Source organism: Agrobacterium sp. 22-210-1, assembly GCF_053522525.1.
This window is the reverse complement of sequence record NZ_JBNWCI010000003.1, coordinates 573,313-597,063: the sequence shown is the minus strand read 5'-3', so window position 1 is coordinate 597,063 and position 23,751 is coordinate 573,313. Positions and strand designations below refer to the sequence as shown.

Below are 23,751 nucleotides of genomic sequence, written 5' to 3'. Positions count from 1 at the left end.
CGAGCCTCCCTGATATTTTTTGACCAAGAGTGTCCAGACCGTGCAGCACTTTCGGCTGCACGATCCGGTCATCCTGACGGCGTTACTGGTTGAGGACTTTTTCATCGAGCGCTTCGGCAAGCGCCGTCGACATGTCCCAGAAAGCCGGCAGCGACAGGCGCGGATAAACGCTCTGCGGCAGAACATGCTCCTGCACGGCCTTCGGCATCAGATCGTTGGTGACATCGGCGCGCGGAGAGCGGGAGGCCTTGTTCTCCAGCTTCCAGAGCTGGAATTCCTTGCTCATCGCCATGTCGATCAGAAGCAGCGACGCAGCGACGTTCTTCGCATTGGCCGGCACAAACATGGCGTCACCCGAGCCAACCTGGCCCTTTTCCAGCAGCGTGACGCGGAAACTCTCCGGCAACTGCTTGGTGCCGAGGAAGCTCATCACCTGATCTTCCCAGACGGTGCCCATGTGAAGCTGCTGGTTGTTGATGAGGTTCAGCGTATCGGCATTGCCATTGGTCAGTTCCGCCACCGCCAGGAGACGGCGGTAATAGTCCCAGACAGGTGTAAGGCACTCGGACTCCATGGCCCAGTCTTCGGCCTGCTGCAGCGTCTGGTTATAGTCGGTGAGCTTTGCACGGCAGTCGCCGGTGAGATAATTGAGCGCCACCGAATAGATGAAGCCGCCACCGGAACCGCCTTTGGCTGGCAGGGTGACGCCAAGCCGCTTCGGGTTCTTTTCGGCCCAGACGAGAAGGTCCTCGAAGCTCTTCGGCACATCTTCGGCCTTCACGAAGGCGGAATCGTAACCGATTGCGGTCTGGTTGAGATGCACCAGCGGGAAGCTGCCGCCATGCGGCTTGCCGAAGACGGTCTCTGCCAGTTCCGGATTGTAATTGGCCATATTCGGCAGGATCTTCGTCAGCGCAATATTGCCGACAACACCCTTGGAGGACAGAAGCGGATAGCTGCCGCCACCGGCGAAATAGGCATCGACGGGCGAATCCTGCCCTGCCGCCTGTACCGCGATCAGCTGCTGGTTCGCCTGATCGCCCTTAACGTCGCTATAGGCGACCTTGATGCCATATTTGGCTTCGAAACGGGTGATCAGTTCCTTCCACGTATCGGCGAAGCTGCCGGCGAAATTATACATCGTCACCGTGCCCTCGGCTTTGGCGGCGGGAACGACGATGTCGTAGAAATTGTCGCGCGTGACCTTCGACAGATCGAAGTCGAGGTTTTTCATATTGCTGTCAGCCGATAGGCACGGCGCTGCCGTCGTCGCCAGCGCAAGCGCGGCGATCGCAAGAAATTTCATGCGCATTGAATGGTTCCTCCTGAGGACCCGTTGTTGACCGGCCCCTTATTAATACACTCTAAGTGTAATATTTGTGACAGTCCAGTGAAAAATGCTGTCGCAAACCAATGCCCCATGTTGCCGCCGCCCCGCGCAGCCGTTATCCAAGGCCATGACAACAGATCAGACGCCGCGCCAGATTTTCGACCGCCAGCCGCTTGCCAGCGAAAACGAGCGTCTAATTCTGGATATCGTGCGCCGCCATGGGCCCATCGCCCGCGCATCGATTACCGGCCACACGAACCTGACTCAGCAATCCGTACATCGGCTGATCGAAGGCCTGCTGGAGCGCGGGTTGCTGCGCACCGGCGCGCCGCTAAAGGGCACGCGCGGCCAGCCAAGCCCAACCATCGAGCTGGTGCCGGAGGCCGCCTATTCGCTCGGCATTTCCATCAACACCGACTCCGTGGTGATCTGCATCGCCGATTTCCGCTGTGTCGTCATTGTCGAGGAAAAGCTGAAGATGCTCCCGGAAGACCGGGAGATGACGCTTGACGCCTTGTCGCTGGCCCTCGAACGGGTTTTGGCCGAACACGGCATCCCGCGCGAGCGCCTGCTTGGCCTCGGTTTTTCCATGTCGGGCTTCTTTGTGTCGGAAGACCGCGCCTTCAACGCGCCGGAACCATTGCGCGACTGGTCGCTAATGGACCTGAAGCCGATCCTTGAGGAGAAATTCCACCTGCCGGTCTGGCTGGAAAACAACGCCACCACGGGGGCTATCGGCGAGAGCCTTCGCGGCGTCGGCTCCTGGTGCCAGACCTTTGCCTATCTGTCCTTCAATTACGGTTTCGGCGGCGGGCTGATCCTCGACGGGCAGCCGTTTCACGGGTTTTACGGCAATGCCGGCGAATTCAGCGGCATCTACAACCCGGATGAATCGCCCAAGCGCCCGGCGCTGCAATATCTGATCACAACCTTGCAGAAAAACCGCGTCGACATCCAGTCGATCGAAGCGCTTTATCAGCAGTTCGATCCCTCCTGGCCGGGCGTGGAGGAATGGCTAACCGAGACCATGCCGCAAGTGGACCGGCTTGTCGCGAGCCTGATCGCGGTTCTCGATCCGCAGGCCATCGTCTTTGGCGGACAATTGCCACGCGCGCTCGGCCAGATGATGATCGAACGCACACACATGCCCTCCCAGCGCGAACACCGTTACGGCGTCGGCCCGAAGGAGGCGAAGCTGGTTCTCAGCGAAACGGTCGGCGATCCGTCCGCCATCGGCGCCGCGCTATTGCCACTGAGGGTGCGCTATTTCCTGTAGGGGTGGTCATCCTGTGGTTCCCTGCAAATCTATCTGGGGCCGCCGTAACCGGAGGGTTGCGGCGGCCTCTATCATTGCATCATGCCTATTCGATCACCACAGACAGTGCCGAGCCAGTATAGACCGGTCGCACCTTTACATTGCCCGCATCAATCGTGGCGAATGTCCCGGTCAGACCATTGGCGGCGATCACATCGAGGCGCGTGCCGGCAGCCGGTGCACCGCCATCGAAAGCAAGCTTCAGGGTCGCGCCGTCCAACACCACATTGCCTTTAACGCGAAGAGCAGCCTTTTGCGGATCAAGCGCCAATGTGCCGCCCGACTGCGTATAATCACCACCGATGGCGACATCCTTGCCGGCCTTGAGCGTAAGCGTGCCGCCGCTGACCAGCACGCCGCCGGTCCCAAGCGCATCGGCAGACGACGCTACCAGTGTGCCATCCCTTAGAATTGTGCCACCGCCATAGCTGTTATTGCCGCTGAGCGTCAGCGCCCCACTACCGGATTTGACGAGCCGTCCCGCCCCGGCAATGTCGTTCGTCCAACGGTCTGCCGCGTTGAAGCCGCCGGCGGCGGCATCCATCGTGACTTCGACATCGCCATCAAACGCACCGTAACCACCGGCGGCAGCAACCAGATTGATACGACCCCAGCCATTGCTATCATCAAGCAGCGGATAACCCGCCTCGATGCCGGTGGAGAACAGAACGGCGCGCCGCTCTGCGGCATCAAGATAAGGCAGGCGCGTTTCCAGCAGAACCTCGGCCCCCTTCGGCACCACCATCGGCGCATCGCCCACGGCTTTGTCGCGGCTGAAGGAAAAGGTCATGCGCCTGCGATAATCCGCCCCGTTCTTCGCCGCATCGGCAAATTGGTCGACATCCGGCTTTGCGCCATGGGCGAAATCGATGAGCGACTGGCCCTGCCGCAGACGTTTGGCGAAATAGGCCTGCAAGGCCGCATGCGCGGCCTTCTTCACCTCGGCATTTTTCGGGTCCTGCAACATGGCCGCAGCCATCGCCGTTGCGGTGATGCGGCCGCCGATCACGTCGAGTGGCGAATGCATGCCAGCGACGATACGGCTCTCGCCGAGTTCGGAAGCCGCCGTCAGCAATTCGGAAAAACGCTCCGGCACGGCATAGGCATAAGCAATGGCGGCAAGATAGGCGGCGTTGGTGTGCCCGCTCGGAAAACCGCCATCCTTGGCGCGGCCGCGATTTTCCCGGGCATATTTCAGCGCCGGAACGACAACGCCGGCGTCGCTGTCATAGCTTTCGAAGGTGCGGTCGCCGATGGTTTCCTTACCGGTTTCGATCACCTCGCCCTTGTCGTTCATGCGCCACGGCCGTGGCGTGGAATAGAAATATTTCGCCGGCGAGGTCGTGCCCTCCGGGCCACGGATCACCTTCATGAAGGCGACAAAATCCTTCAGCTCGCTATCGGCTGCACCCGCCTCGGAGCCCTTGTCGTCTTCCTTGCGGGCGATGACCTCGTTCGGGTCGAAATCCGCCAATGTGTGATTAATCGTCGTCGTCGCGCCCGCTCCTTCGCGATACCAGTCGGCGAGCGGCCCCATGCCGTCAATGACGCTGTAACCCTGCGAACGCCGGTCGTTCATATAGGCTTCGAAAGCGGCAGCGCGCGTGCGGTTCTCGCCGGTCACTGATAGCACGTAACGCATGTTTTCCTGCCAGACAGCGAGATTAACGATCTTCGCATGGCTGAAATCCGAGGGACCATCGCCATTGGCGCCGCCATCCGCCCATTTTTCATCGCCAAGCGTCCAGATGCGGTTGAAACCGGAGAGGATTTCGATGATCGGATTGTCCCGGTCATCATAAGCGCGGACATCCTCGCCCTTTTCATTCTTGCCGGTCTGGTTGCGATAACTATCGGCAAGTGGCAGCGGATAGGTCGCGGCAGGCTCCGGCACCGTGATGGCAAACCCCTGACCCGCTGGACCGCTGCGATCGAACCCTTGTGCGCTCGGGACAAGAACCAGCAATGCGACGGAGGCAAGCAGGGTAGAGCGTGCGGACGGAAAAGACGACATCTTCAGTTTGGCCATGACGAATCCTATGATTTGCAGCGATTGACGCGTGACGAAAACAGGCGGCACGGTTTCCCGCGCGCCTCGTCATCAGGTTTAAACGGAGCGTATTTCAGTTTTTCGATGGGTCGCCGGGAACGGCTCCCTGCGGCAGTTCCTCCAGCGAAAATGCGCCGCCTTCGGAAAGATACGGCGTGATATGCCCGAAGCATCACTCCGGGCATATCGTTCGAAAGCTTCATCATTCCGCCATCGGCGGACGATCGGGTCGTTATTTCTTGACCGCGACAGCCTCGTTGATCTTGGCGACGTCATCTTCCAGAACCTTATAGGTCTGGTCGAGCGTCAACTCACCGACGATCAGCTGGCTCATGCGCTGCACGATCTGCTGATACATGGCGCTGCCGCCCTTGGCGCGTTCGAAATCGCGGGCTGCCTGCGGCACGTTCTTCTTGTTGTCGAGGAAGACCTTCATCGCCGCCTTGGCGTCTTCGCTCTTCAGCTTGTATTGCGGATCGACAATCTCCGCGCCGGTCAGGATGACGTAGTTCTCGGCGATTTCCCGCTGCACCTTTTCCGAGCCGAGGAATTCGATAAAGTGAGCCACATCTTCCGGATATTTGGTGCGCTTGAAGCCGACAACGGCGGTGCCGCCGGGCATGGCGTAGCACCCGGCATCGGCGCAGGGCGCATTGATAGCCGTCCATTCGAAACTGTCGCCGATCTTGTTCTGGAACGGATTGACCATCCAGTTGCCGGCCAGATAGGTCACGACATTGCCGTTGACGAACTCGTCACCCATGTTCTTGTATTGCGAGCCGCCGGCGGCACCCCACATTTCCTTGGGGAAGCTGCCATTCTGCGTCCATGAATAGATATCGGCGATATATTTCTTGGCCGCGTCATCCGGGAAGCTGAATTTGCCGTCCTTCACATAGGTCGCGCCGTAAGCAAAGGCGCCGCCGGAGAAGCGGTGGCCGGATCGGTCCATGGTGAAGGGGATCTGCACGCCGGTTGCCTTGGCGACACGGGCGGAAGCCTCGACGATCTCGCTGAATTTCGCGGTCGGGCCAGGCAAAGGTTCGCCTGCCTGCTCGAACAGCGTCTTGTTGACGAAGGGCAGGTTGAGCGTCTGCGACGCCATGTAACCGTTGATCGACTGCGGATCGTTGACATTGGGCAGGCGAAGCTGGTTGAGGCTGGAGCCGTGCAGCTTCGCAAAGGCTTCGGCATCCTTCATATAGGGGCGCATGTCGAGATAATAGGGTGCAAGCTGCCAGTCGGTGATCTTGGCGATGTCAGGACCTTCGCCCACCGCCAGCTGCACCGGCAGCTGCTTGGAAACAGCGTCATAACCCGAAGATACGAAATTGACCTTCACGCCCGGATTGGCCGCTTCGAACTCCTTGCTGAGTTCGGCCATGCGCTGCACGTAACCCTGGTCGTCATCCGTAAAAAGGAAAGTGATCGTGCGGGTCTCGGCCTGCGCGGCCGCAAGACCGGCAACGGAGGCAATTACCAGGGCGCTGACGCCCGAAAACAATTTCATCATGCTCATCCTCCCAAATGAAAATATTTTCATAAATCGAACGAAAGCTCCTCTGCATAATTCGATTTATCCTGTTTTGCGGCTTGACAGAATAAACGTCAAGCTGCTTGTTTTACGTAAATCGCACAAATCGACGCGAAAAAGCGAAAATCGAATTGTGAAAATAATTTTATAAAGATCGAAGGGAGGCGATCCATTATGACGGATGGACCATTTGCGGCGAACGCGTCGCAGCCGACATATACCGTCGCAAACGGCGAAACGGTGACTGCCTGGATCGTCTCCGATCTAGTGGAGGCGTCATTTCCCGGCACCGCAGCCCCCGCCGAAGACCGCGTGAACTATCGCTTCATCAACGGTTTCGTGGATGTGGGCGACCTGCCCTGCCGCAAGGCCTTCCAGCAGACCATGATCGGCCGCGACGTCGCGCCCGAGACTGGCTTTGCGGTGTCACACCTCAACCTGCCGGGCTCCAATCGCCGTGTCGAATTCACCGGCTTCTGGCATGTTCCCACCCATGTCCAACGCTGGCTGAAGGGCACTTTCCGCAGTGAAGTTGCAAGGCAGGTACATTTTCGGCTGCGTACCTGCGGCGGTGTCCGCATATGGCTCAATGGCATCGAACAGGTGCGCTTCGAACCCTTCATCCGCAATGTCGAAACCAGCCGCGACGTGGTGCTCGACCTTGCGGCCGGCGACAACGAGGTGCTGCTGCTCTGCGAGGATCTGGCGGAACGCGACATCATCTGGTTCTTCGAGCTTGAGGTTGTCGACGCCGCACCGTTGACCGTCGTGCTGCCCGTGCCGCTCGACCGGGAAGAAACAAAGCGTCTTGCCGCGCTGGTGCGCGATGTTCGCCCGGCACGCGACGTGTTTTGCGGCACGGCCCTTGAGCTGGTCTTCGGAGCAGCCCCTGCGAGCGACCTGCCTGTGCACATCGCTGTCAAAAGCCATGGGCATGAGCGCGCTGCGCTTGCGGACGTGGACACCGTGCTGAAGGCCGGGCAATCCACGCTGACAATCCCCGAAACAACAGGCATTTCGGACGGGTATCACGGCGTAAAAATCACCATGGGCTCGGGAGCGGGAACAGTAACCCGCCTTATCGACGCAGCCTTCATGCATGATATCGCGCCGGAAGCCCCCAATGCCGATATTAACGAGCGAAAAAAGGCGGCCCTGTCCTTCAGCGCCCGTTTTGGCGCCTGGCGCATCGGCCGCGCGCTGGCGATGGTCGCCACCGGCAGCGATGACATCAAGACGATCGGAGGCATTGTTGACGCAACGCTGCGCTCGATCGACCGGCGCGAGGACTGCTCCGATTTCGTCATGATACCGCTTCTCTGGCTGGTACGCGCCTATGGTAACCGCCTGCCGAAAGAGATGTTGGAACGGATCAACGCCTCGATCCTCGGCTATCGCTATTGGGTGGACGAGCCGGGCAATGACGTCATGTGGTTCTGGAGCGAGAACCATGTTCTCTGCTTCCACACCAGCCAACTGCTCGCCGGACACTATCTGCCCGACACCGTCTTCACCGCCTCCGGCCGCACCGGCAGAGAACAGGCGGCGCTGGCCGCCGACCGGCTGGAGCGCTGGTTCGACAGCGTCGAGGCGCACGGGCTGGCCGAATGGAATTCGGCCGCCTATTACCCCGTGGATTTCATCGGCCTTCTCGCCATCGAACATTGGGCGGGACCGGAGCTTGCCGTCCGCGCCCGCTACCAGCTTGATCTCATCTTCGAAATGATCGCGCTCCATACGCTCGGTGGCGTTCCCTCCGGCTCGCAGGGCAGAGCCTATGACAAGGAGTTGCGCGCGGGGCCGCTGACAGAACTGGCGCCCTTTGCAGAGGTCGCCTTCGGTCAGGGCTGGCTGAACAATGGTGTCGCCTCGCTGCCGATGTTCTGCTGCGGCGATTACCTGCCCCCGGCGCATCTCGCCGCCCTTTCACAGCTGGAGACCGGCCGTGTGGTCGAGGCGCGGTATGCGCAGGGGCTGGAGCCCGGCAAGCTCGTGCTCTTCAAGAACGAGGCCGCCCAGCTTTCCACCGTTGTCGATCACAAGACCGGCCGCAAGGGCCACCAGCAGCACGTCATGGACATTAAGCTTGCCGGCCACCCGATGGCGCGGCTCTGGGTCAACCACCCGGGCGAGGACGATCCGTGGGGCACGCAACGCCCCTCCTATTGGGCGGGAAGCGGCATCCTGCCGCGCGTGGCGCAACATCGCGATCTGGCGATGCTGATCTTCGATACGCAAGATCACCGCAACGATTGGACCCATGCCTATCTCGGCCGCGACGGGCTGGACGAGGTGCTGGTGGAGGGCAACTGGCTCATCACCCGCTCGGGCCGCGGCTTTGCCGCCCTTTATGCGACGAACGGGCTTCAGCCCATCACCGCAGGCGCCACCGCCAATCGCGAAATCAGATCGCCCGGCCGCCGCGCCGGCTGGATCGGCATCATCGGCTGCGGGGATGTCGCGGATTTTGCCCGTTTTCGGGAAAGAATACTCGCCACACAGATCACCTTCGATACCGAAAGCCGCCTGCTCTCGGTCACGCCGCCGGGCGGACCTGAGCTTACCCTCACCTGGGACGGCGCATTCACCGTTGGCGGGCAGGCCATGGCCTTCGACCACGACCAGCCCCAGCCGGAAATCACCTTCGACAGTGCCGATCCCGCATCGGGTGGCGCGGCGCAACCATTCTACTCCTAAGCGGAATTGACAGATGAACCAGCCAAGCATGGAAAAAGACACTCTCAGGACGACGATCGACAATGTCGCCGCCGCCTTCAGCCGCCTCAAGGGCATTCAGGAAGGTCTGGTCAGCGGCAGTTCCGATGGCAAGATCCAGTTCGATGAATGGGACTGGGAAGTGGGTGTGGGCCTTTACGGGTTCCTGCGCCGGGCGCTCGCCGCCAACGACCGGAAGGCATTGGACGACCTCGTGACATGGTATGGCTGGCAGATCGAGCGCGGCCTGCCGCCGCGCCAGATCAACAGCTCCGCCCCGATGCTGCCGCTTGTCATCCTCACCGAACATGTCGACCGGCCGGATTTCCGGGTGCTGGTGGAAGACTGGGCCGACTGGCTGGTGCATAAATTGCCGAAAACCGAAGATGGCGGCTTCCAGCATGTCGTCAAGGAGCGGCTGAATGAGGGCGAATTATGGGACGACACGCTGTTCATGGCATGTCTGTTCCTCGCCCGCGCCGGCGTCGTCTGCAAACGTCAGGACTGGATCGACGAGGCGGTCTACCAGTTCATGATCCATACGCGTTATCTGTCGGACCCCGTCACCGGGCTCTGGTATCACGGCTGGACCTTCAACGGACGCCATAATTTCGCGGACGCCTTCTGGGCGCGCGGCAATTCCTGGATCACCGTCGCCATTCCCGAACTCTTCGAACTGGTGCCGACGCTTGGTGAAAAGGACAGGCGTTTCCTCGCCAATGTGCTGGCAAGCCAGGTGCGGTCGCTCAGGCAATATCAGCGCGAGGACGGCATGTTCCACACACTTCTTGATGACCCGAACTCGCCGGTCGAGACATCGGCGACGGCCGGCATCGCCTATGGCATTCTGCGCGGCATCGAGGCCGGCATTCTCGGCGAGGAGAACAGGCCGCATGCGGAACGCGCGCTGAAGGCGGTGCTTGGCAATATCGACGATGAAGGCGTCGTCCACGGCGTTTCCGACGGCACGCCGATGGGCCACGATCTCGACTTCTACCGCCGCATTCCCAATCTGCCCACGCCCTACGGGCAGGCACTGACGATGCTGCTCCTGATCGACGTTTTTCTGAAAAGGCCAAAGGCATCGTGAGCATCATGAACATCAGTCAGGATATCACAGTCGTGGCGGGTGGCCTTGATGCCACGGCGGCCATCCAGCAGGCTATAGATACCGTATCAGCCGCAGGCGGCGGGCGCGTGTCTCTCTCGGCCGGGCGTCATGTCAGCGCCGGCCTCCATCTCAAAAGCGGCGTGGAACTGCACCTTGCTGAAGATGCGGTGCTTGCCCCCGTTTCCGATTACAACGCCTACGCCCTCACCCGGGTTTCGGTGATTGCCGAAGACTCCGATCGCGGCATGATCATCGCGAGCGGCGCAAGCAATATCGCCGTCACCGGTCCCGGCCGCATCGAGGCCGGCGGTGAAAACTTCATCGTCGGCGACGACAAGGCCATGGGTACCTATGTCCCGGCGAAAAAACGCCCACGCGTGATGGTGCTGGAAAGCTGCCGCAACGTGCGCCTTGAAAACCTGTCCGTCAGTGGTTCGCCGATGTGGACGCTGCATATGGTCGATTGCGAAGACCTTCATTTCCGCAATCTGCGCGTCGAAAACGACCGCCGTCTGCCGAATACGGACGGCATCGTGCTCGATGCCTGCCGGCGCGCCTTGATCGAGGATTGCTTTATCTCGACCGCCGATGACGGCATCTGCCTGAAGACCAGCGCCGGGCTGGACGGCAAGGCGGTCGGCGCCTGCGCCGATATCACCGTTCGCCGCTGCACCGTTTCCAGCATGAGCTGCGCGCTGAAGCTTGGCACGGAATCCTTCGGCGATTTCACCAATGTCGCGTTCGAGGATTGCAAAATCGTCCAGTCCAATCGCGGCGTCGGCCTGTTCTCCCGCGATGGCGGCGCGATGCGCAACATCCGCTTTTCAAGAATCGAGACCGAGTGCCACGAAACACCGGGCGGCTTCTGGGGTTCGGGTGAAGCGGTCACCGTCACCGTCGTCGACCGCCGCCCCGAGCGTCAGGCCGGCAGCGTGGACAATCTGGTCGTGGAAGATCTGAGCGGTTCCATGGAAGGGGCGATCAACCTCGTCGCCACATCGAAGGCCGGCATTCACAATGTCCGGCTGGAGCGCATCATGCTGTCGCAGCAGCCGGGCAAGCTCGGCACCGGCCTGCAATACGATCTGCGCCCAACCAATGCGGATATTGCGCCGAGCCCCCATGCCGCCGGCCGCGCCAATGCCTGGACGCAGGATGCTGAGGGCAGGATCGTCGGAATGGAGGATTATCCCGGCGGAATGCCTGCGGTTTACCTTGCCGGCGTAGAGGGATTTTCGGCGCGTGATGTCGCCATTAAAAGAACGATGCCCTTGCCCGAGGGCTGGAACAAACAAGAGATCGTCGCGATGACGAACTTGTCCGAAGGGAGCAGGTGATGGGAAGTCTGAAACTCGAAAACCTCAACAAGGCGTTCGGCGCCGTTCATGTGCTGCATGACATCGATCTTCAGATCGAGAACGGGGAGTTCGTCGTTTTCGTCGGCCCTTCGGGCTGCGGAAAATCGACGCTGCTGCGCATCATCGCCGGCCTTGAGGATGTCACGTCAGGCACCATCGGCATTGGTGGGCGCGATGTCAGCGCGCTGTCGCCGGCCGAGCGCAAGATCGCCATGGTCTTCCAGTCTTACGCACTTTATCCGCATATGAGCGTGCGCAAGAACCTTGCCTTCGGTCTGGAAAACCTGCGCTTCAAGCGGGCGGAAATCGAAAGCCGCATCAACGAGGCGGCGCGCATGCTCGCCATCGAACCCTATCTCGACCGCAAGCCGAAACAGCTTTCCGGCGGCCAGCGCCAGCGCGTCGCCATCGGTCGCGCCATCGTGCGCGAACCCGATATTTTCCTGTTCGATGAGCCGCTGTCGAACCTCGATGCGGCGCTGCGCGTGCAGACGCGCGCCGAAATCACCCGCCTGCATCGCGATATCAAGACGACGATGATCTATGTCACCCACGATCAGGTGGAAGCCATGACCATGGCCGACAAAATCGTGGTGCTGCGCGCCGGACGCATCGAGCAGGTGGGCAGCCCGCTCGAGCTTTTCGACAATCCGCGCAACCTCTTCGTCGCCGGCTTTCTCGGCTCGCCGCGCATGAACATGCTGAAGGGCACCATCACCAAGGGCAGTGACGGCGGCATCGCCATCGACGCCGGTTATGGCGTGTCCCTGCCCTGCCTCATCGATCCGGCAACCGTCAGCCCCGGGCAGGCGGTTCTCGCGGGCATTCGCCCCTCGCATTTCACCATCTCCGACAATGCCGGCTTGCCCTTCGAGGTGCAGTATCACGAAAGCCTCGGCACCGAGACCTATCTCTATGGCAATCTTCAGGGAGAGAAGGAGCAGGTCATCGTGCATCAGGCGGGCCATTTCGCCCCCGCTTCCGGCTCGGTGCTGAAGATCATGCCAACGCGGGAAAAGGTGCACGTCTTCGATCCCGCCACCGAACTGGCGCTGCCGCGCCTCGACAGCGAAGGGAGGGGTTAGCATGGCCAATCCGAAGCTTGCGAGACTGTCCGACCGTGCGCTCGATGCCGTAATGGCGATTGCCGAAGTGCCGCTCAACTTCATCGAGCGGCTGATCGGCAAAAGGCGCATGCCCTATATCTTCCTGATGCCGAACCTTGTCCTGTTCGGCATCTTCACCTTCCTGCCCATTGCGATTGCCGTCGGTTACGCCTTCACCGGCGGCACCGAACTTCTCATCACCGACCGCCCCTTTGTCGGGCTGGAAAATTTCGGCAAGCTGCTGGATTGCCAGAGCTACATGGACCCCGGAAGCTGCCGGGAATCGCTGTTCTGGACGGCGATCTGGAACACTTTGTGGTTCGTCGGCTTCAACGTCATCGCCACGTTGCTGGTCGCGCTCATCACCGCTCTCATCCTCAACCGGGCGATTGCCGCGCGCGGTTTCTTCCGCGCCATGTTCTTTTACCCGGTCCTGCTGTCGCCTGTCGTCATCGGCCTCATCTGGAAATGGTTCCTCGACCGCAACGGCCTGCTGAACGCCTTTTTCCAGATGCTCGGCGTGCCGCCGGAAATCTTCCTGCTAGATGTCGGCTGGTCGCGGTTCTTTGTCGTGGTGGTCTCCGTCTGGTTCCATATGGGCTTTTATACGCTCATCCTGCTGGCCGGCCTTCAGGCCATCCCGAAGGACCTCTATGAAGCCGCCGCCATCGACGCCGCCTCGCCCCGGCGCACCCTACTGCGCATCACCCTGCCGCTGCTTGGGCCCAACCTGCTGGTCGTGCTAATCCTTCTGATGATCAGATCGGTGCAAATATTTGATGAAGCGTGGGTTCTCACCAATGGTGGTGGACCGGGAACAGCCAATACATTCGTCGTGCAATATATCTACCAGATGGCCTTCGGCAGCGATCTGAGGCTGTTCGGCCTTGCATCCGCCGCATCGGTTCTGATGGGCCTTGTGCTTCTCGCGCTGACGTTGGTGCAGTTGCGCCTTGGCAAAAAGATGGAGTCCTGACCATGTCCAACGCCGTCTCCTTCCTCACACGCACCCGCCGCCCCGGCCGCATCGGCCTCACCGATATCCTGTCATGGGTCTGGCTTATTGGCGGCACGCTCGCCGTCCTCATCCCCGTCGTCTGGGCCGCCATGTCATCGCTGAAACCGGAAGCCGAAATCACCCGGTTTCCGCCGAGCCTTCTGCCGCGCGCCGCCGTGCAGGTGGAGGTGCAGGGTTACGACAAACCGCTCAGCCTGTGGAAAGCCCCCATCGACGGCATGGAGCGGGAGATGGCCATGGTCCGTCGCATCGGCCTCAAAGCCCAGATGGTGGACCCCGCCAATCCCGGCCCACCCGTCAGCGTCGACACGCGGGAAATATCTCCCGTCCAGAAACTGACCATCGCGACGGAGAACTTCACCGATCCGCTCACCCGGTTCAGCTTCCTGACCTTCCTCAAGAACTCGGTCTTCGTCACCTTCGTTGCGACCGTCCTGACGCTGATCGTCAACGCCATGGCCGCCTTCGCGCTGTCGAAATACCGCTTCCGTGGCGAGAAGGCGATCTTCGTGCTGATCATCTCCACCCTGATGATCCCGCTCACCGTCGTCATGGTGCCCGCCTATCTCGTCATCGTCGGCGTCGGCCTCGTCGACAATCTCTGGGGCGTCATCATCCCGACGGTCGCGACGCCGACCGGCGTGTTCCTGCTGCGGCAATATATGCTGACCATTCCGGACGAATTGATCGAGGCGGCCCGCGTCGATGCGGCCAGCGAATTCCGCATCTTCTGGCGCATCATCCTGCCGCTGACGGCGCCGGCGCTTGCGGTTCTCGCCATCTTCTCGGTGCTCTGGCGCTGGAACGACTTCCTCTGGCCACTGATCGTTCTCAGCAGCCGTGAAAACTTCACGCTGCAGGTGGGGTTGAATGCCTTCCAGGGCGAGTTCTCGGTGCAATGGCACTATATCCTCGCCATGACCTTCCTCAGCCTGGCGCCTGTCACCGTCGTATTCCTGTTCCTGCAGCGTTACATCACGACAGGCATTGCCGGGACAGGCATGAAGTGAGGCGGGGTTTGAGGATGCTCGCTTTAAAGCATAGCCGCTTCGACTATTGGATGATGTAGTACCGAGACCTCTCCACCCCGTCATACCGGCCTTGAGCCGGTATCCAGCCAACCCAAGTCCTTGGGCTGAAGGGGTCTTCCGCCGCGAGAGAGCCGCGTCGGCTGGATGCCGGATCAAGTCTGGCATGACGGCGAGAAAATTAGTCGCCCAACAGGCATTCTTCCACCAGCCCGCAGAGGGGCCGACGATCCTATTTAGGCGGCGGAGCGATGCTGCCCCTTAGTATGAGGCGACAGCCGAGTTCCAGCCGGTGCGCCGGTCGGGTGGGATCAGCTGCCACAAGCCGCTGTTCCAAAAGTGAAAGGGCGGCACCGCCCAGCCTGTCAGCGGGCAACTGTATGGTGCTGAGCGGCGGCGCGCTGAAGGCGGCCGGCATAATATCGTCAAAACCAAGCACTGAGACATCATCGGGAACGCGGATACCGGCTTCCGTCAACGCCTTCAGGCAGCCGAGCGCCAGATTGTCGGCGGCGCAGAAGATCGCCGTCGCGTTTCGAAGCGGGCGTGTCTCGGCCAGCAGGCGGCGGATGGCGGCCTCGCCCCATTCTGGCTCGTAGCTTTCCACCTCGACGACCATATCGGCCGGAACTGTCAGGCCTGCCGCAAGATACGCGTCGCTATAACCATCATAACGGCGGCGGATCGTTGTGCGGCCCTTCCAGGTGACATGCAATATGTTGCGATGCCCGAGTGAGAGCAGATGCTCGATACCAAGCCGCGCACCAAAACGGTTCTCGGCCGTCACCGTATCGACGATCATGGCCGGGTCTTCGCCATTGATCAAGACCACCGGCCTGGAAAGCGCGGACAGCGCCTCGACCAGTTGCGCCCTGTCATCATTCAGGACCACGATGCCATCGACATTGTCGGCATCGGCAGCCTCCGCGACGGTAACGGGATCGAGCCGGCTCGTCGTGCTGACAAAGGGAACGATGCGAATGCCGCGCTTCTCGCATTCACGCCGGAAGCCGTTCAGCATCGTCCAGCTGACCATATTGAGATCGCTCTGCGGCGCTGCATCATTGGTCATGGCGAGCAACACGACACGCAGAGTGGCGATCGTCGCCTTCTGCCGGCGGTTTTCGAGATAACCGAGCGTCCGGGCCGCTTCCAGCACCCGCTCGCGAACCTGCGTGGTCAAGGGTGCGGTGCCATTGAGGGCATGCGAAGCGGTACTCAGCGAAACATTCGCCTCCCGCGCCACGTCCTTAAGCGTCGTTTTCCTGTCTATTTTCATAAAGGGGAAATTCAACCACTCTACTTCGGACGGTGCGGGCAGAAAGCCTGCCCCACGCAGTCGATCTGAAAAATACCCGTGCCTGTTTGCTGTTCTCTCGTCGCCGGAAGATTACAGCATCATCCGTAAATGCGGAATTGATTTCTCTGGGTTTTTAATCTCCCGCAAGAAACGCCGCCCGCGGCGAACCGCGGGCGGCGAGGCGGTCAGAGCGCCTGGGAGATATGGTCGATGCTGTCCTTCACGGCAGCTGCCGGATCCTTCAGCTCGTGCACTTCCGTCGCGAAGGGCTCGAAGCTGTAAGGCCCTCTGTAACCGGCCGCCTCAAGCGTCCTGATCTGGGCGATATTTTCCAGCCGGTCGCCGCCATCCACCAGAACGCGGTGGGCGTCGAGCATGTTGGCGACGGAGACGGCAGGATCGATCACACCGGAAATATGCACGAGGCCGGTGCGTTCGGGGAAGAATTCGGTCTCTCCCGCAAGGTGATGATGGAAGGTGTCGTGCACCAGCCTGTAGACATCGCCGCCGCCGGCCGCGTCGATTGCCTTGATGGCCTCGGACTTGGTGCGCAGTGATGATACCGGGAAGCCGAGTGGCTCGACAAAGCCGGTCAGGCCGCGTTCTTCGAGGATCGGCTTCATGGCCTTCAGCGCCGTGACGAGATCGTCAAAAGACACTGGCGTCCCATCATTGAGCGGGCACATGACCAGCGCTTTCGCGCCACTTGCCGCCGCATAATCGGCCATCGCGACGGCCCGCGCAGGCAGGTCGCCCGACCAGACGTTGAAGGGATAAAGCGCATTGATCGAGATGATCGTTACGCCGGCCTTTTCGGCCGCCGCCTTCACGGCCGCCGGCTCCACCGTGCCGACGATATCAGGCAGGTCGTTGCGGATTTCGACTTCGGTGAGCCCGAGTTCGCGGGCTGTCGCGAAGAACCCTTCAAGGGAGAGCTTCGGCGCGGAGATATGGTTGATGGCGAAACGCATGAAAGACCTCACTGATAAAGGGCGGGACGGGTGGGAAGTTTGATTTCGACGGCTGCCCCGTCCGTTTCCTGCGCGGCCACGCAGGCGTCGGAAGTGATGGCGGCGACGTAGCCATCCCAGGAGTTGGGCCCCGATGCCGTGCCCTTCGCCGCCGCATGGATGAAGTCCTGCAACTCCACATCGTAGCTGGCGATGAAGCGATCTTTCCAGTCAGTCAGAATGTCGTTCTGCAGCTTGGCGCCGAGGCGCGTTTGCACCGACATCGGCTCCGGCAGGCTGGCAATGCCGTCCTCGCCCACCACCTGGCACTGGATGTCATAGCCATAGTGGCAGTTGACGAAGATTTCGACGTCGATAATCGTGCCCTTCGCCGTCTCCAGAATGACGATCTGCGGGTCCTTCAGCCGCGCATGGCTTCTGGCCGCCGAACGGGGAAAGAGAACGCGCGCCGAAACATAGTCATCGTCAAGCAGCCAGCGCAGCACGTCGATCTCATGGATCATCGTGTCATGGATCGCCATGGGCGTAACGTACTGCTCCGGAACCGTGGGATTGCGGTGGGCGGCGTGCACCATGATCGGCGCGCCGATTTTGCTATCGACGGCCCTTTTCAGCGCCACGTAACCGGCGTCATAACGGCGCATGAAGCCCACCTGAACCAGCCGCTTGCCATGCGCCACCTCGGCGTCGACGATGCGTTTTGCCCCTTCCGCCGTTGTTGCCAGCGGCTTTTCGCAGAAGCACGGCTTGCCGGCGGCAATGGCCGCCAGCACATATTGCTCATGCGTGGCACCCCATGAGGTGACGAGCACGGCATCCACGTCCGGTGATGCGATCAGCTCTTCACCGGTGGCGAAAACGACGGCATCGGGGGCGATGTCGTTCTTGACCGCCTCGGCGGATGCGCGGTTGACGTCGCTCAGCGCGACGATCTTCGCGCCGCCCAGAACCTTGTTGATACGGCGGGCATGATCACGCCCGATTGCGCCGGTGCCGACGACACCAATTCTGACAGTCATTTGAAAAACCTCATTTCCAGTATTTGGCGACGTATCGCCGGGTTTCGCTGAGCATGAAACGCGCGCTGTCATCGACACGATCTTCCCAGGCAAACACGCAGTTCGACAGCACGCCGTCGAATTTCATGTCGGCGAGCGTCGCAAAGAAGGTCTCCCAGTCGATCTCGCCCTGGCCGAAATCGGTATGCTGGTGCACCCTGACCTTCGAGCCGGGGGGATTGACGATGTAGCGCAGCTGCGACGACTTGTTGTGGTCATAGGTATCGGCAAGGCGCACATGCACCAGATGGCCCTCGGTGGCACGGAGGTTAGCCACCATGTCCGGCCCGTAGAAGAACGTATGCGGCGCGATGAAGGAGGCCTTCACCGCCTTGGAATTGATGGTCTTGATAATGTCGATGGCCGGCGCGATCTCCTCGATCCAGTCTTCGGGATGGGCCTCCAGCGACAGTACCAGCCCTTCCCGTTCGAGGATCGGCACCAGAATATCCATGGCGCGGAAGAACTGTGCTTCGCAGGTTTCCGGACGATGCAAGCCGGAAAGGTCGTTGAGGCTGCGCTCCGGTGAACCGCCGCGGCCGAATTCCGAAACGAACATCGGGCATTCCATCTCGACGGCGATCTCGATGGCGCGTTTCCAGTTGTCGATCGCCACTTCCCATTCGTCCGCATAGGGGCTTGCCCAGCGATACATCGGTTGCAGCGTCGCAAGGCCGACACCATGGTCCTTCAGCGCCTTTTTGAATTCGGCGACGCGTTCGGGATAGACCTTCGGCCGGGTCCACCAGGAAAGGAAATCCGGACGGGGTGAAAGTTCGACGTAGTCATAGCCGAGTTCGGCAACCTTGCGGCAGGTCTCGGCCAGCGAAAGGTGTCGGAACATGTGGGGATCGAGCGTATGTTTCATGGCTGTTTCCAGTGAAGTGATAAACGGACCGGGGCTGAAGCCCCGGCTTATTTGGCGTAGGCGGACATGTTTTCCGGGGTGACGAGTTCGAAGGGCACCCAGAGCGTCTTTTCAGCGCCCTGCCCGGCAGCGGCCTTCACCGCCGTCTGAACCGAAACCTCGCCCTGCTTCGTCGCATTCTGGTAGACGGTAATGTCGAGATCGCCGGCCTGCATGGCGGCAAGACCGTCCGGCGTGGCATCGATGCCCGCAATCACGACATCCTCCATGGAAACGCCCGCCGCCTTCAGCGCCTGCGCGGCGCCGATCGCCATTTCATCATTATTGGCGATGACGGCATCGAACTGGATGCCCGCCGTCAGCCAGGAGGAGACAAGGTCCTGCGCCTGCGTGCGGCTCCAGTTCGCCGTCTGCTTTTCGAGGATTTCGATCTTGCAGTCAGGCTTGGAAAACACCGTTTCGACATCCTTGGTGCGCACCAGCGCCGCATGGTTTTCCAATGGTCCCATCAGGATCACGGCCTTGCCCTTGCCGCCCATCAGCTTGCAGGCGGCTTCCGCTTCCATGGTGCCGGAATCGAGTTCGTTGGAACCGACAAAGGCCGTCCCATCAGGCAGGCCGGTTTCCAGTTCGGCCGGCGGATGGTTGACGTAGACGAGAGGGATTTTTGCGGCGGATGCGGCTTTGGTGATCGCGGTGGTGGCATCACCATCTACGGCATTGACGATGATCGCATCAACGCCATTGGCGATGAAATTCTGCACCTGATTGAGCTGCTTCGACGGATCAAGCTGGGCATCCTCGACCAGAAGCTCGATATTTTTATCGCGCCCGGCCTCGGCCCTGATACCGTTGAGCAGGATCGTCAGAAACGGATTGTCGAAAGACGTCATGGACACCGCAATGCGGGTCTCGGCAAGGGCCGGTGTCGCGAAGACGCAGAGCGCCGTCGCCATCAGTAATTTTTTCAAGGTTTCCTCCCGCGGAAATCGCCGCTGGTTGCTTCATTTCTTGTCGCCGGAGCCGGCCATCCTGCCGGCTCCGGCGCGTTCGCCCAGCCTGGCGGCATTCCCCGGGAGCGGAGAAGCCGACTGGGCACGGCCATGGCTCAGTTCTTGGCCTGATAGTTCTTGAGGTTGGCCGGTGTGACCAGCTCGAAGGGAACGAAGACCTTCTTGTCCACCGCATCGCCCTTGGCGAGTTTCAGCGCCGCATCCAGCGCACCCTTGCCCTGGCCTGCGGCATTCTGGAAAACGCTCACATCCAGATCGCCCGCCGCCATCGCCGCAAGCGCGTCCTGCGTGGCGTCGATGCCGGCGATGATGACGCTATCCATCGGCCGGCCGGCCGCCTTCAACGACTGGATGGCGCCGATGGCCATCTCATCATTGTTGGAAATGACAGCATCGAACTCAACGCCGGCGGAAAGCCAGTTGGTCATCAGGTCCGAGCCTTGAGTGCGTGACCAGTTGGCGGATTGTTCCTCGACAAGCTTGATGAAGCTGCAATCGGGCGTCGCCACCACATCCTTGATATCCTGCGTGCGCATGCGGGCCGCCTGGTTGGAAAGCTCGCCCATCATCACCACGGCACTGGCTTCCGTCTTGCCCGCCTCCTTCAAAAGCCGGCAGACTTCCTGCGTCTGCAGGGTGCCCGATTGCTTTTCATCGGATGCGACGAAGGCCTGCTTGTCCGGCAAGCTGTCGAGATTGACCGGCTGGCGGTTGACGTAGACAAGCGGAATGCCGGCGGCGGCGGCGGCCTGCGAAAGCGCAACGGTCGCATCCGTATCGACGGGATTGACGATGATGGCGTCGACGCCGGCGGCGACGAAATTCTGTACCTGGCTCAGCTGCTTGCCGACATCGTTCTGCGCATCCTCGACCTGCAGCGATACGCCGCTCATGCCCTTGGAATAATCGATCATGCCGTTGCGCAGCACAGTCAGAAAATTATCGTCGAACAGGGCCATGGAAACCCCGACCGTCTGCGCCGACGCGCCCGTTGCCAGCATCGCGGCAAAAGCTGCAATTGCGAAATGTCTTTTCATGTCGTTCTCCTCCAAACCCCTTTGAAAAGAACCGGTCGAGCCGGCTGGAGCGCATCGCGCCGCCACCGCCTTCCGGCAAAAACTGCCCTTCGCCGCGAAGGAAAAACCGCAGCGTCAAACAGCCCTGAAATAATCTAATGCCGTGTGGGTCCGGCCTCCTGCCCGTTCCGCACGCTGGCAAGATTTCCTAGTCCGGCCCCGACGTCAACGCGTCAGAGACCACCGAAACCATCAAGCCTGATAGAAACGGACACCGGATTTATGATGGAATCCATCAAACCATCAAAGGCTCTCAGGAACCCACAGATGCGCAGGCACAAAGCGCTGTCCCGGCGTTTCAGCCATGCCGTGTTCGATGGTGTGAACCATGGTGGCAAGGAGGTCTGCGCACAGCTCGCGAAGCGGTGTCTGGAAAACGCCGCTGATGCGCCGTTCCAGCAGCGCCTGACGGGACTCGGGCGTCAGTTCATTCACGAGGCAAACGATGTTTTCATGCCGGTTTTCCTGCTGCAGCGCCTCGATCACCCCTTCCATGCCACCACCGATGCAATAGATGCCGACGAGATCCCGATGCTTGGCGATGGTATCCATCACAAGCTCATAGGTCAGTCGCCGCGTCTCCAGCGTGATCAGCGCATCCATCACCTCAAATTCCGGCGCATATTCCCGCATGTAGCTGCGAAAGCCGGTTTCGCGCAGCGAATGGCCGTGGAAACGGTGGCCACCCAAAAGCAGAAGCACCTTGCCCCTGCTGCGCGCCAGTTGCGAGATCATCCAGGCCGCCGTGCGCCCGACCTTCATATTGTTGGCGCCGAGATAGGCCTCCCGCACGCCTTGAGCAAAATCGGAGAGCAGGGAAAAGGTCGGTATACCCTTGGCTTTCAGCGCCTCGACGGCGGCCGTGACATCGTGATGGTCCGGACCAGTGGCGGCGACCGCCTGCACACGGCCCCTCATGCCGGCCAGAAGCGCCGCCAACTCGCCCGGTTCGCCGGACTGGGCGAATTCGATGCGAAGATTGAGGTGGCGATCCCGGATGTTGCGTGCCGCAAGTTCGAGCTCGTCGGCAAAGGTCTGGTAAAAGGCATGCCGTTCCTTGCGCAGGATAATGCCAAGACTGTAGGATGGCATATCGGCCAGCATGCGCTGACGAATGATGTTGGTGGCGTGAAAACCGATCTTCTCCGCCGCATCAAACACGCGCCGCGCGGTTTCCTCTCGCACCGGCAGGCGGCCGTTCAACACGCGGTCGACGGTGGCGACGCTGACGCTCGCGGTTTTTGCGACATCGGTGATGGTTGGACGCTTCATGCTGGCTCCCGCAGACGGAAAGATTCCTGTCATGTCTCTCAAAACATGTCACGGATCATGATGGAATCCAACATGCGTGAAGGGATATGGTATGGAGTTCTTCATCAGGGAATAGTCAGGCCAGAGCTGCGCCGCAAGGCCGACTTGCCTGGTCCAGTACGCTCCTTCCCTCATCTCTGTGCTTGTCACAGAGATCCAGCCAGCCCAAGTCCTTGGGCTGAGAGAGACCTTTCGCCGCGCAGACGCGCGTCGACTGGATTCCTGTGACAAGCACAGGAATGAGGAGGCTGGGATGTGTCAGAGCGAGAAAATCGCCTGCCAGGTAGCCTGAATGGCCACTCTCACACGTAAGGAAACTGCGGCAGCGGCATTCGCACCGTTTTGACGATGCCGAATGCCGCCAAACGATCAGACCCGCTCCAGCGCCACGGCAATACCCTGCCCGACGCCGATGCACATGGTGGCGAGCGCAAGGCGCTTGCCGGTCAGCGAAAGCTCGAGCGCCGCAGTGCCGGCAATACGCGCACCCGACATGCCGAGCGGATGGCCGAGCGCGATGGCGCCGCCATTGGCGTTCACCCGCGCATCGTCATCGGCAATGCCGAGCTGGCGAAGCGTCGCAAGGCCCTGGCTGGCGAAAGCCTCGTTCAGCTCGATCACGTCAAGCTGTTCCTGTTTCAACCCAAGCCGTGCCAGAAGCTTGGCCGAGGCAGGCGCCGGGCCGATGCCCATGACGCGTGGTGGCACGCCGGCGGCGGCACCGCCAAGGATGCGGGCGATGGGGGTAAGACCATATTTCTTCGCCGCTTCCGCTGAAGCGATGACGAGCGCGGCCGCGCCGTCATTGACGCCCGACGCATTGCCCGCCGTCACCGTCGCGCCACCGCGCCGGTTCACCGGCTTCAGCTTCGCCAGCGCTTCGAGACTGGTCGCACGCGGGTGTTCGTCTCTGGAGACAACAAGCGGATCGCCCTTGCGCTGTGGGATCGTCACCGAAACGATCTCTTTGTCGAGACGGCCGTTAGCCTGTGCGTCAGCCGCCTTCTGCTGACTGCGCACGGCAAAGGCATCCTGATCCTCACGCGAGACCTGATAATCGATCGCGACATTGTCACCTGTTTCCGGCATGGAATCGACGCCATATTGCGCCTTCATCAGCGGGTTGACGAAACGCCAACCGATGGTGGTGTCGTAGATTTCGGCATTGCGCGAAAAGGCGCTTTCCGCCTTGGGCAGAACGAAGGGCGCGCGGCTCATGCTTTCCACGCCGCCGGCAATCATAAGCTCCGCCTCGCCCGATTTGACGGCGCGGGCGGCCGTAATGAGGGCATCCATGCCGGAACCGCACAGCCGGTTGATCGTCGTTCCGGTTACGGAAACCGGCAGGCCGGCAAGCAGCAGCGACATCCGCGCCACGTTGCGGTTGTCCTCGCCCGCCTGATTGGCGCAGCCGAAGATCACATCCTCGACGGCCTCCCAATCGACGGAAGGATTGCGCTCCATCAAAGCCTTCAGCGGCACCGCACCGAGATCGTCGGCACGGACGGAGGAAAGCGCGCCGCCGAAGCGGCCGATGGGCGTGCGGATGTAATCGCAGATATAGGCTTCGGTCATCGGTCTTTCCTTAG

At 60.9% G+C, this 23,751-nt stretch carries 18 protein-coding genes; 7 read left to right on the top strand and 11 right to left on the bottom strand.

The window, feature by feature from the left end; all coding sequences use genetic code 11:
- Positions 1-82 precede the first annotated feature (82 nt).
- A complete protein-coding gene (locus ACQZ5F_RS21055; protein WP_448730908.1) occupies positions 83-1,312 on the bottom strand; it encodes an extracellular solute-binding protein in 1,230 nt (409 codons plus the stop codon).
- A gap of 145 nt (positions 1,313-1,457) precedes the next feature.
- On the opposite strand from ACQZ5F_RS21055, the gene ACQZ5F_RS21050 reads away from it, so the two are divergent.
- Positions 1,458-2,606 (top strand): ROK family transcriptional regulator, encoded by a 1,149-nt coding sequence (locus ACQZ5F_RS21050; RefSeq protein ID WP_137087811.1) that lies wholly within the window; start codon positions 1,458-1,460, stop codon positions 2,604-2,606.
- Between the two features lie 85 nt (positions 2,607-2,691).
- On the opposite strand, the gene ACQZ5F_RS21045 is transcribed toward ACQZ5F_RS21050, so the two are convergent.
- Both ACQZ5F_RS21045 and ACQZ5F_RS21040 read right to left on the bottom strand, forming a co-directional pair.
- Positions 2,692-4,674, bottom strand: coding sequence for a phosphatase PAP2 family protein (locus tag ACQZ5F_RS21045; protein WP_448730907.1), 1,983 nt, complete (start codon positions 4,672-4,674; stop codon positions 2,692-2,694).
- Between the two features lie 253 nt (positions 4,675-4,927).
- On the bottom strand, positions 4,928-6,208 hold the full coding sequence (locus ACQZ5F_RS21040; protein ID WP_448730906.1) for an ABC transporter substrate-binding protein: 1,281 nt from the start codon (positions 6,206-6,208) through the stop codon (positions 4,928-4,930).
- Between the two features lie 195 nt (positions 6,209-6,403).
- Between ACQZ5F_RS21040 and ACQZ5F_RS21035 the strand changes: the two genes are divergently transcribed.
- Genes ACQZ5F_RS21035 through ACQZ5F_RS21010 form a run of 6 tightly spaced genes read left to right on the top strand, consistent with a single transcriptional unit; the run spans position 6,404 to position 14,547 of the window.
- A complete protein-coding gene (locus tag ACQZ5F_RS21035; protein ID WP_448730905.1) occupies positions 6,404-8,926 on the top strand; it encodes a hypothetical protein in 2,523 nt (840 codons plus the stop codon).
- A 13-nt stretch (positions 8,927-8,939) separates the two neighbouring features.
- Positions 8,940-10,034, top strand: a complete 1,095-nt coding sequence (gene bglB / locus ACQZ5F_RS21030; protein ID WP_448730904.1) for a beta-galactosidase BglB — start codon at positions 8,940-8,942, stop codon at positions 10,032-10,034.
- 5 nt (positions 10,035-10,039) lie between these two features.
- Positions 10,040-11,392, top strand: coding sequence for a polygalacturonase PglB (gene pglB / locus ACQZ5F_RS21025; protein WP_448730903.1), 1,353 nt, complete (start codon positions 10,040-10,042; stop codon positions 11,390-11,392).
- A complete protein-coding gene (locus tag ACQZ5F_RS21020; protein ID WP_448730902.1) occupies positions 11,392-12,498 on the top strand; it encodes an ABC transporter ATP-binding protein in 1,107 nt (368 codons plus the stop codon). Before pglB ends, ACQZ5F_RS21020 begins: the two co-directional genes overlap by 1 nt.
- Before the next feature lies 1 nt (position 12,499).
- The gene (locus ACQZ5F_RS21015) at positions 12,500-13,495 is read left to right on the top strand and encodes a carbohydrate ABC transporter permease (RefSeq protein ID WP_004433473.1); all 996 of its coding nucleotides are present in this window, start codon (positions 12,500-12,502) and stop codon (positions 13,493-13,495) included.
- A 2-nt stretch (positions 13,496-13,497) separates the two neighbouring features.
- Positions 13,498-14,547, top strand: coding sequence for a carbohydrate ABC transporter permease (locus ACQZ5F_RS21010; protein ID WP_137087804.1), 1,050 nt, complete (start codon positions 13,498-13,500; stop codon positions 14,545-14,547).
- A 250-nt stretch (positions 14,548-14,797) separates the two neighbouring features.
- Here the strand turns inward: ACQZ5F_RS21010 and ACQZ5F_RS21005 are convergent, their stop codons facing one another.
- The 8 genes from ACQZ5F_RS21005 to pcaF all read right to left on the bottom strand — a co-directional run bounded on the left by ACQZ5F_RS21005 (position 14,798) and on the right by pcaF (position 23,737).
- Complete coding sequence (locus ACQZ5F_RS21005; protein WP_448730901.1) at positions 14,798-15,844, bottom strand: LacI family DNA-binding transcriptional regulator; 1,047 nt, start codon at positions 15,842-15,844, stop codon at positions 14,798-14,800.
- A 206-nt stretch (positions 15,845-16,050) separates the two neighbouring features.
- Positions 16,051-16,836 (bottom strand): TIM barrel protein, encoded by a 786-nt coding sequence (locus ACQZ5F_RS21000; protein ID WP_448730900.1) that lies wholly within the window; start codon positions 16,834-16,836, stop codon positions 16,051-16,053.
- An 8-nt stretch (positions 16,837-16,844) separates the two neighbouring features.
- Positions 16,845-17,855: a Gfo/Idh/MocA family protein gene (locus ACQZ5F_RS20995; protein ID WP_062653069.1), complete on the bottom strand. Its 1,011-nt coding sequence runs from the start codon at positions 17,853-17,855 to the stop codon at positions 16,845-16,847.
- A 10-nt stretch (positions 17,856-17,865) separates the two neighbouring features.
- Positions 17,866-18,762 carry a sugar phosphate isomerase/epimerase family protein gene (locus ACQZ5F_RS20990; RefSeq protein WP_448730899.1) on the bottom strand — a complete coding sequence of 299 codons (897 nt, stop codon included), beginning with the start codon at positions 18,760-18,762 and terminating at the stop codon, positions 17,866-17,868.
- Between the two features lie 47 nt (positions 18,763-18,809).
- Entirely contained in the window at positions 18,810-19,718 is a 909-nt protein-coding gene (locus ACQZ5F_RS20985; RefSeq protein WP_448730972.1) for a sugar ABC transporter substrate-binding protein, read from the bottom strand.
- Positions 19,719-19,870: 152 nt separating this feature from the next.
- Entirely contained in the window at positions 19,871-20,812 is a 942-nt protein-coding gene (locus ACQZ5F_RS20980) for a sugar ABC transporter substrate-binding protein (protein WP_225244662.1), read from the bottom strand.
- A 282-nt stretch (positions 20,813-21,094) separates the two neighbouring features.
- A complete protein-coding gene (locus ACQZ5F_RS20975; RefSeq protein ID WP_448730898.1) occupies positions 21,095-22,123 on the bottom strand; it encodes a LacI family DNA-binding transcriptional regulator in 1,029 nt (342 codons plus the stop codon).
- Positions 22,124-22,531: 408 nt separating this feature from the next.
- Positions 22,532-23,737, bottom strand: a complete 1,206-nt coding sequence (gene pcaF / locus ACQZ5F_RS20970) for a 3-oxoadipyl-CoA thiolase (protein WP_448730897.1) — start codon at positions 23,735-23,737, stop codon at positions 22,532-22,534.
- Positions 23,738-23,751 lie beyond the last annotated feature (14 nt).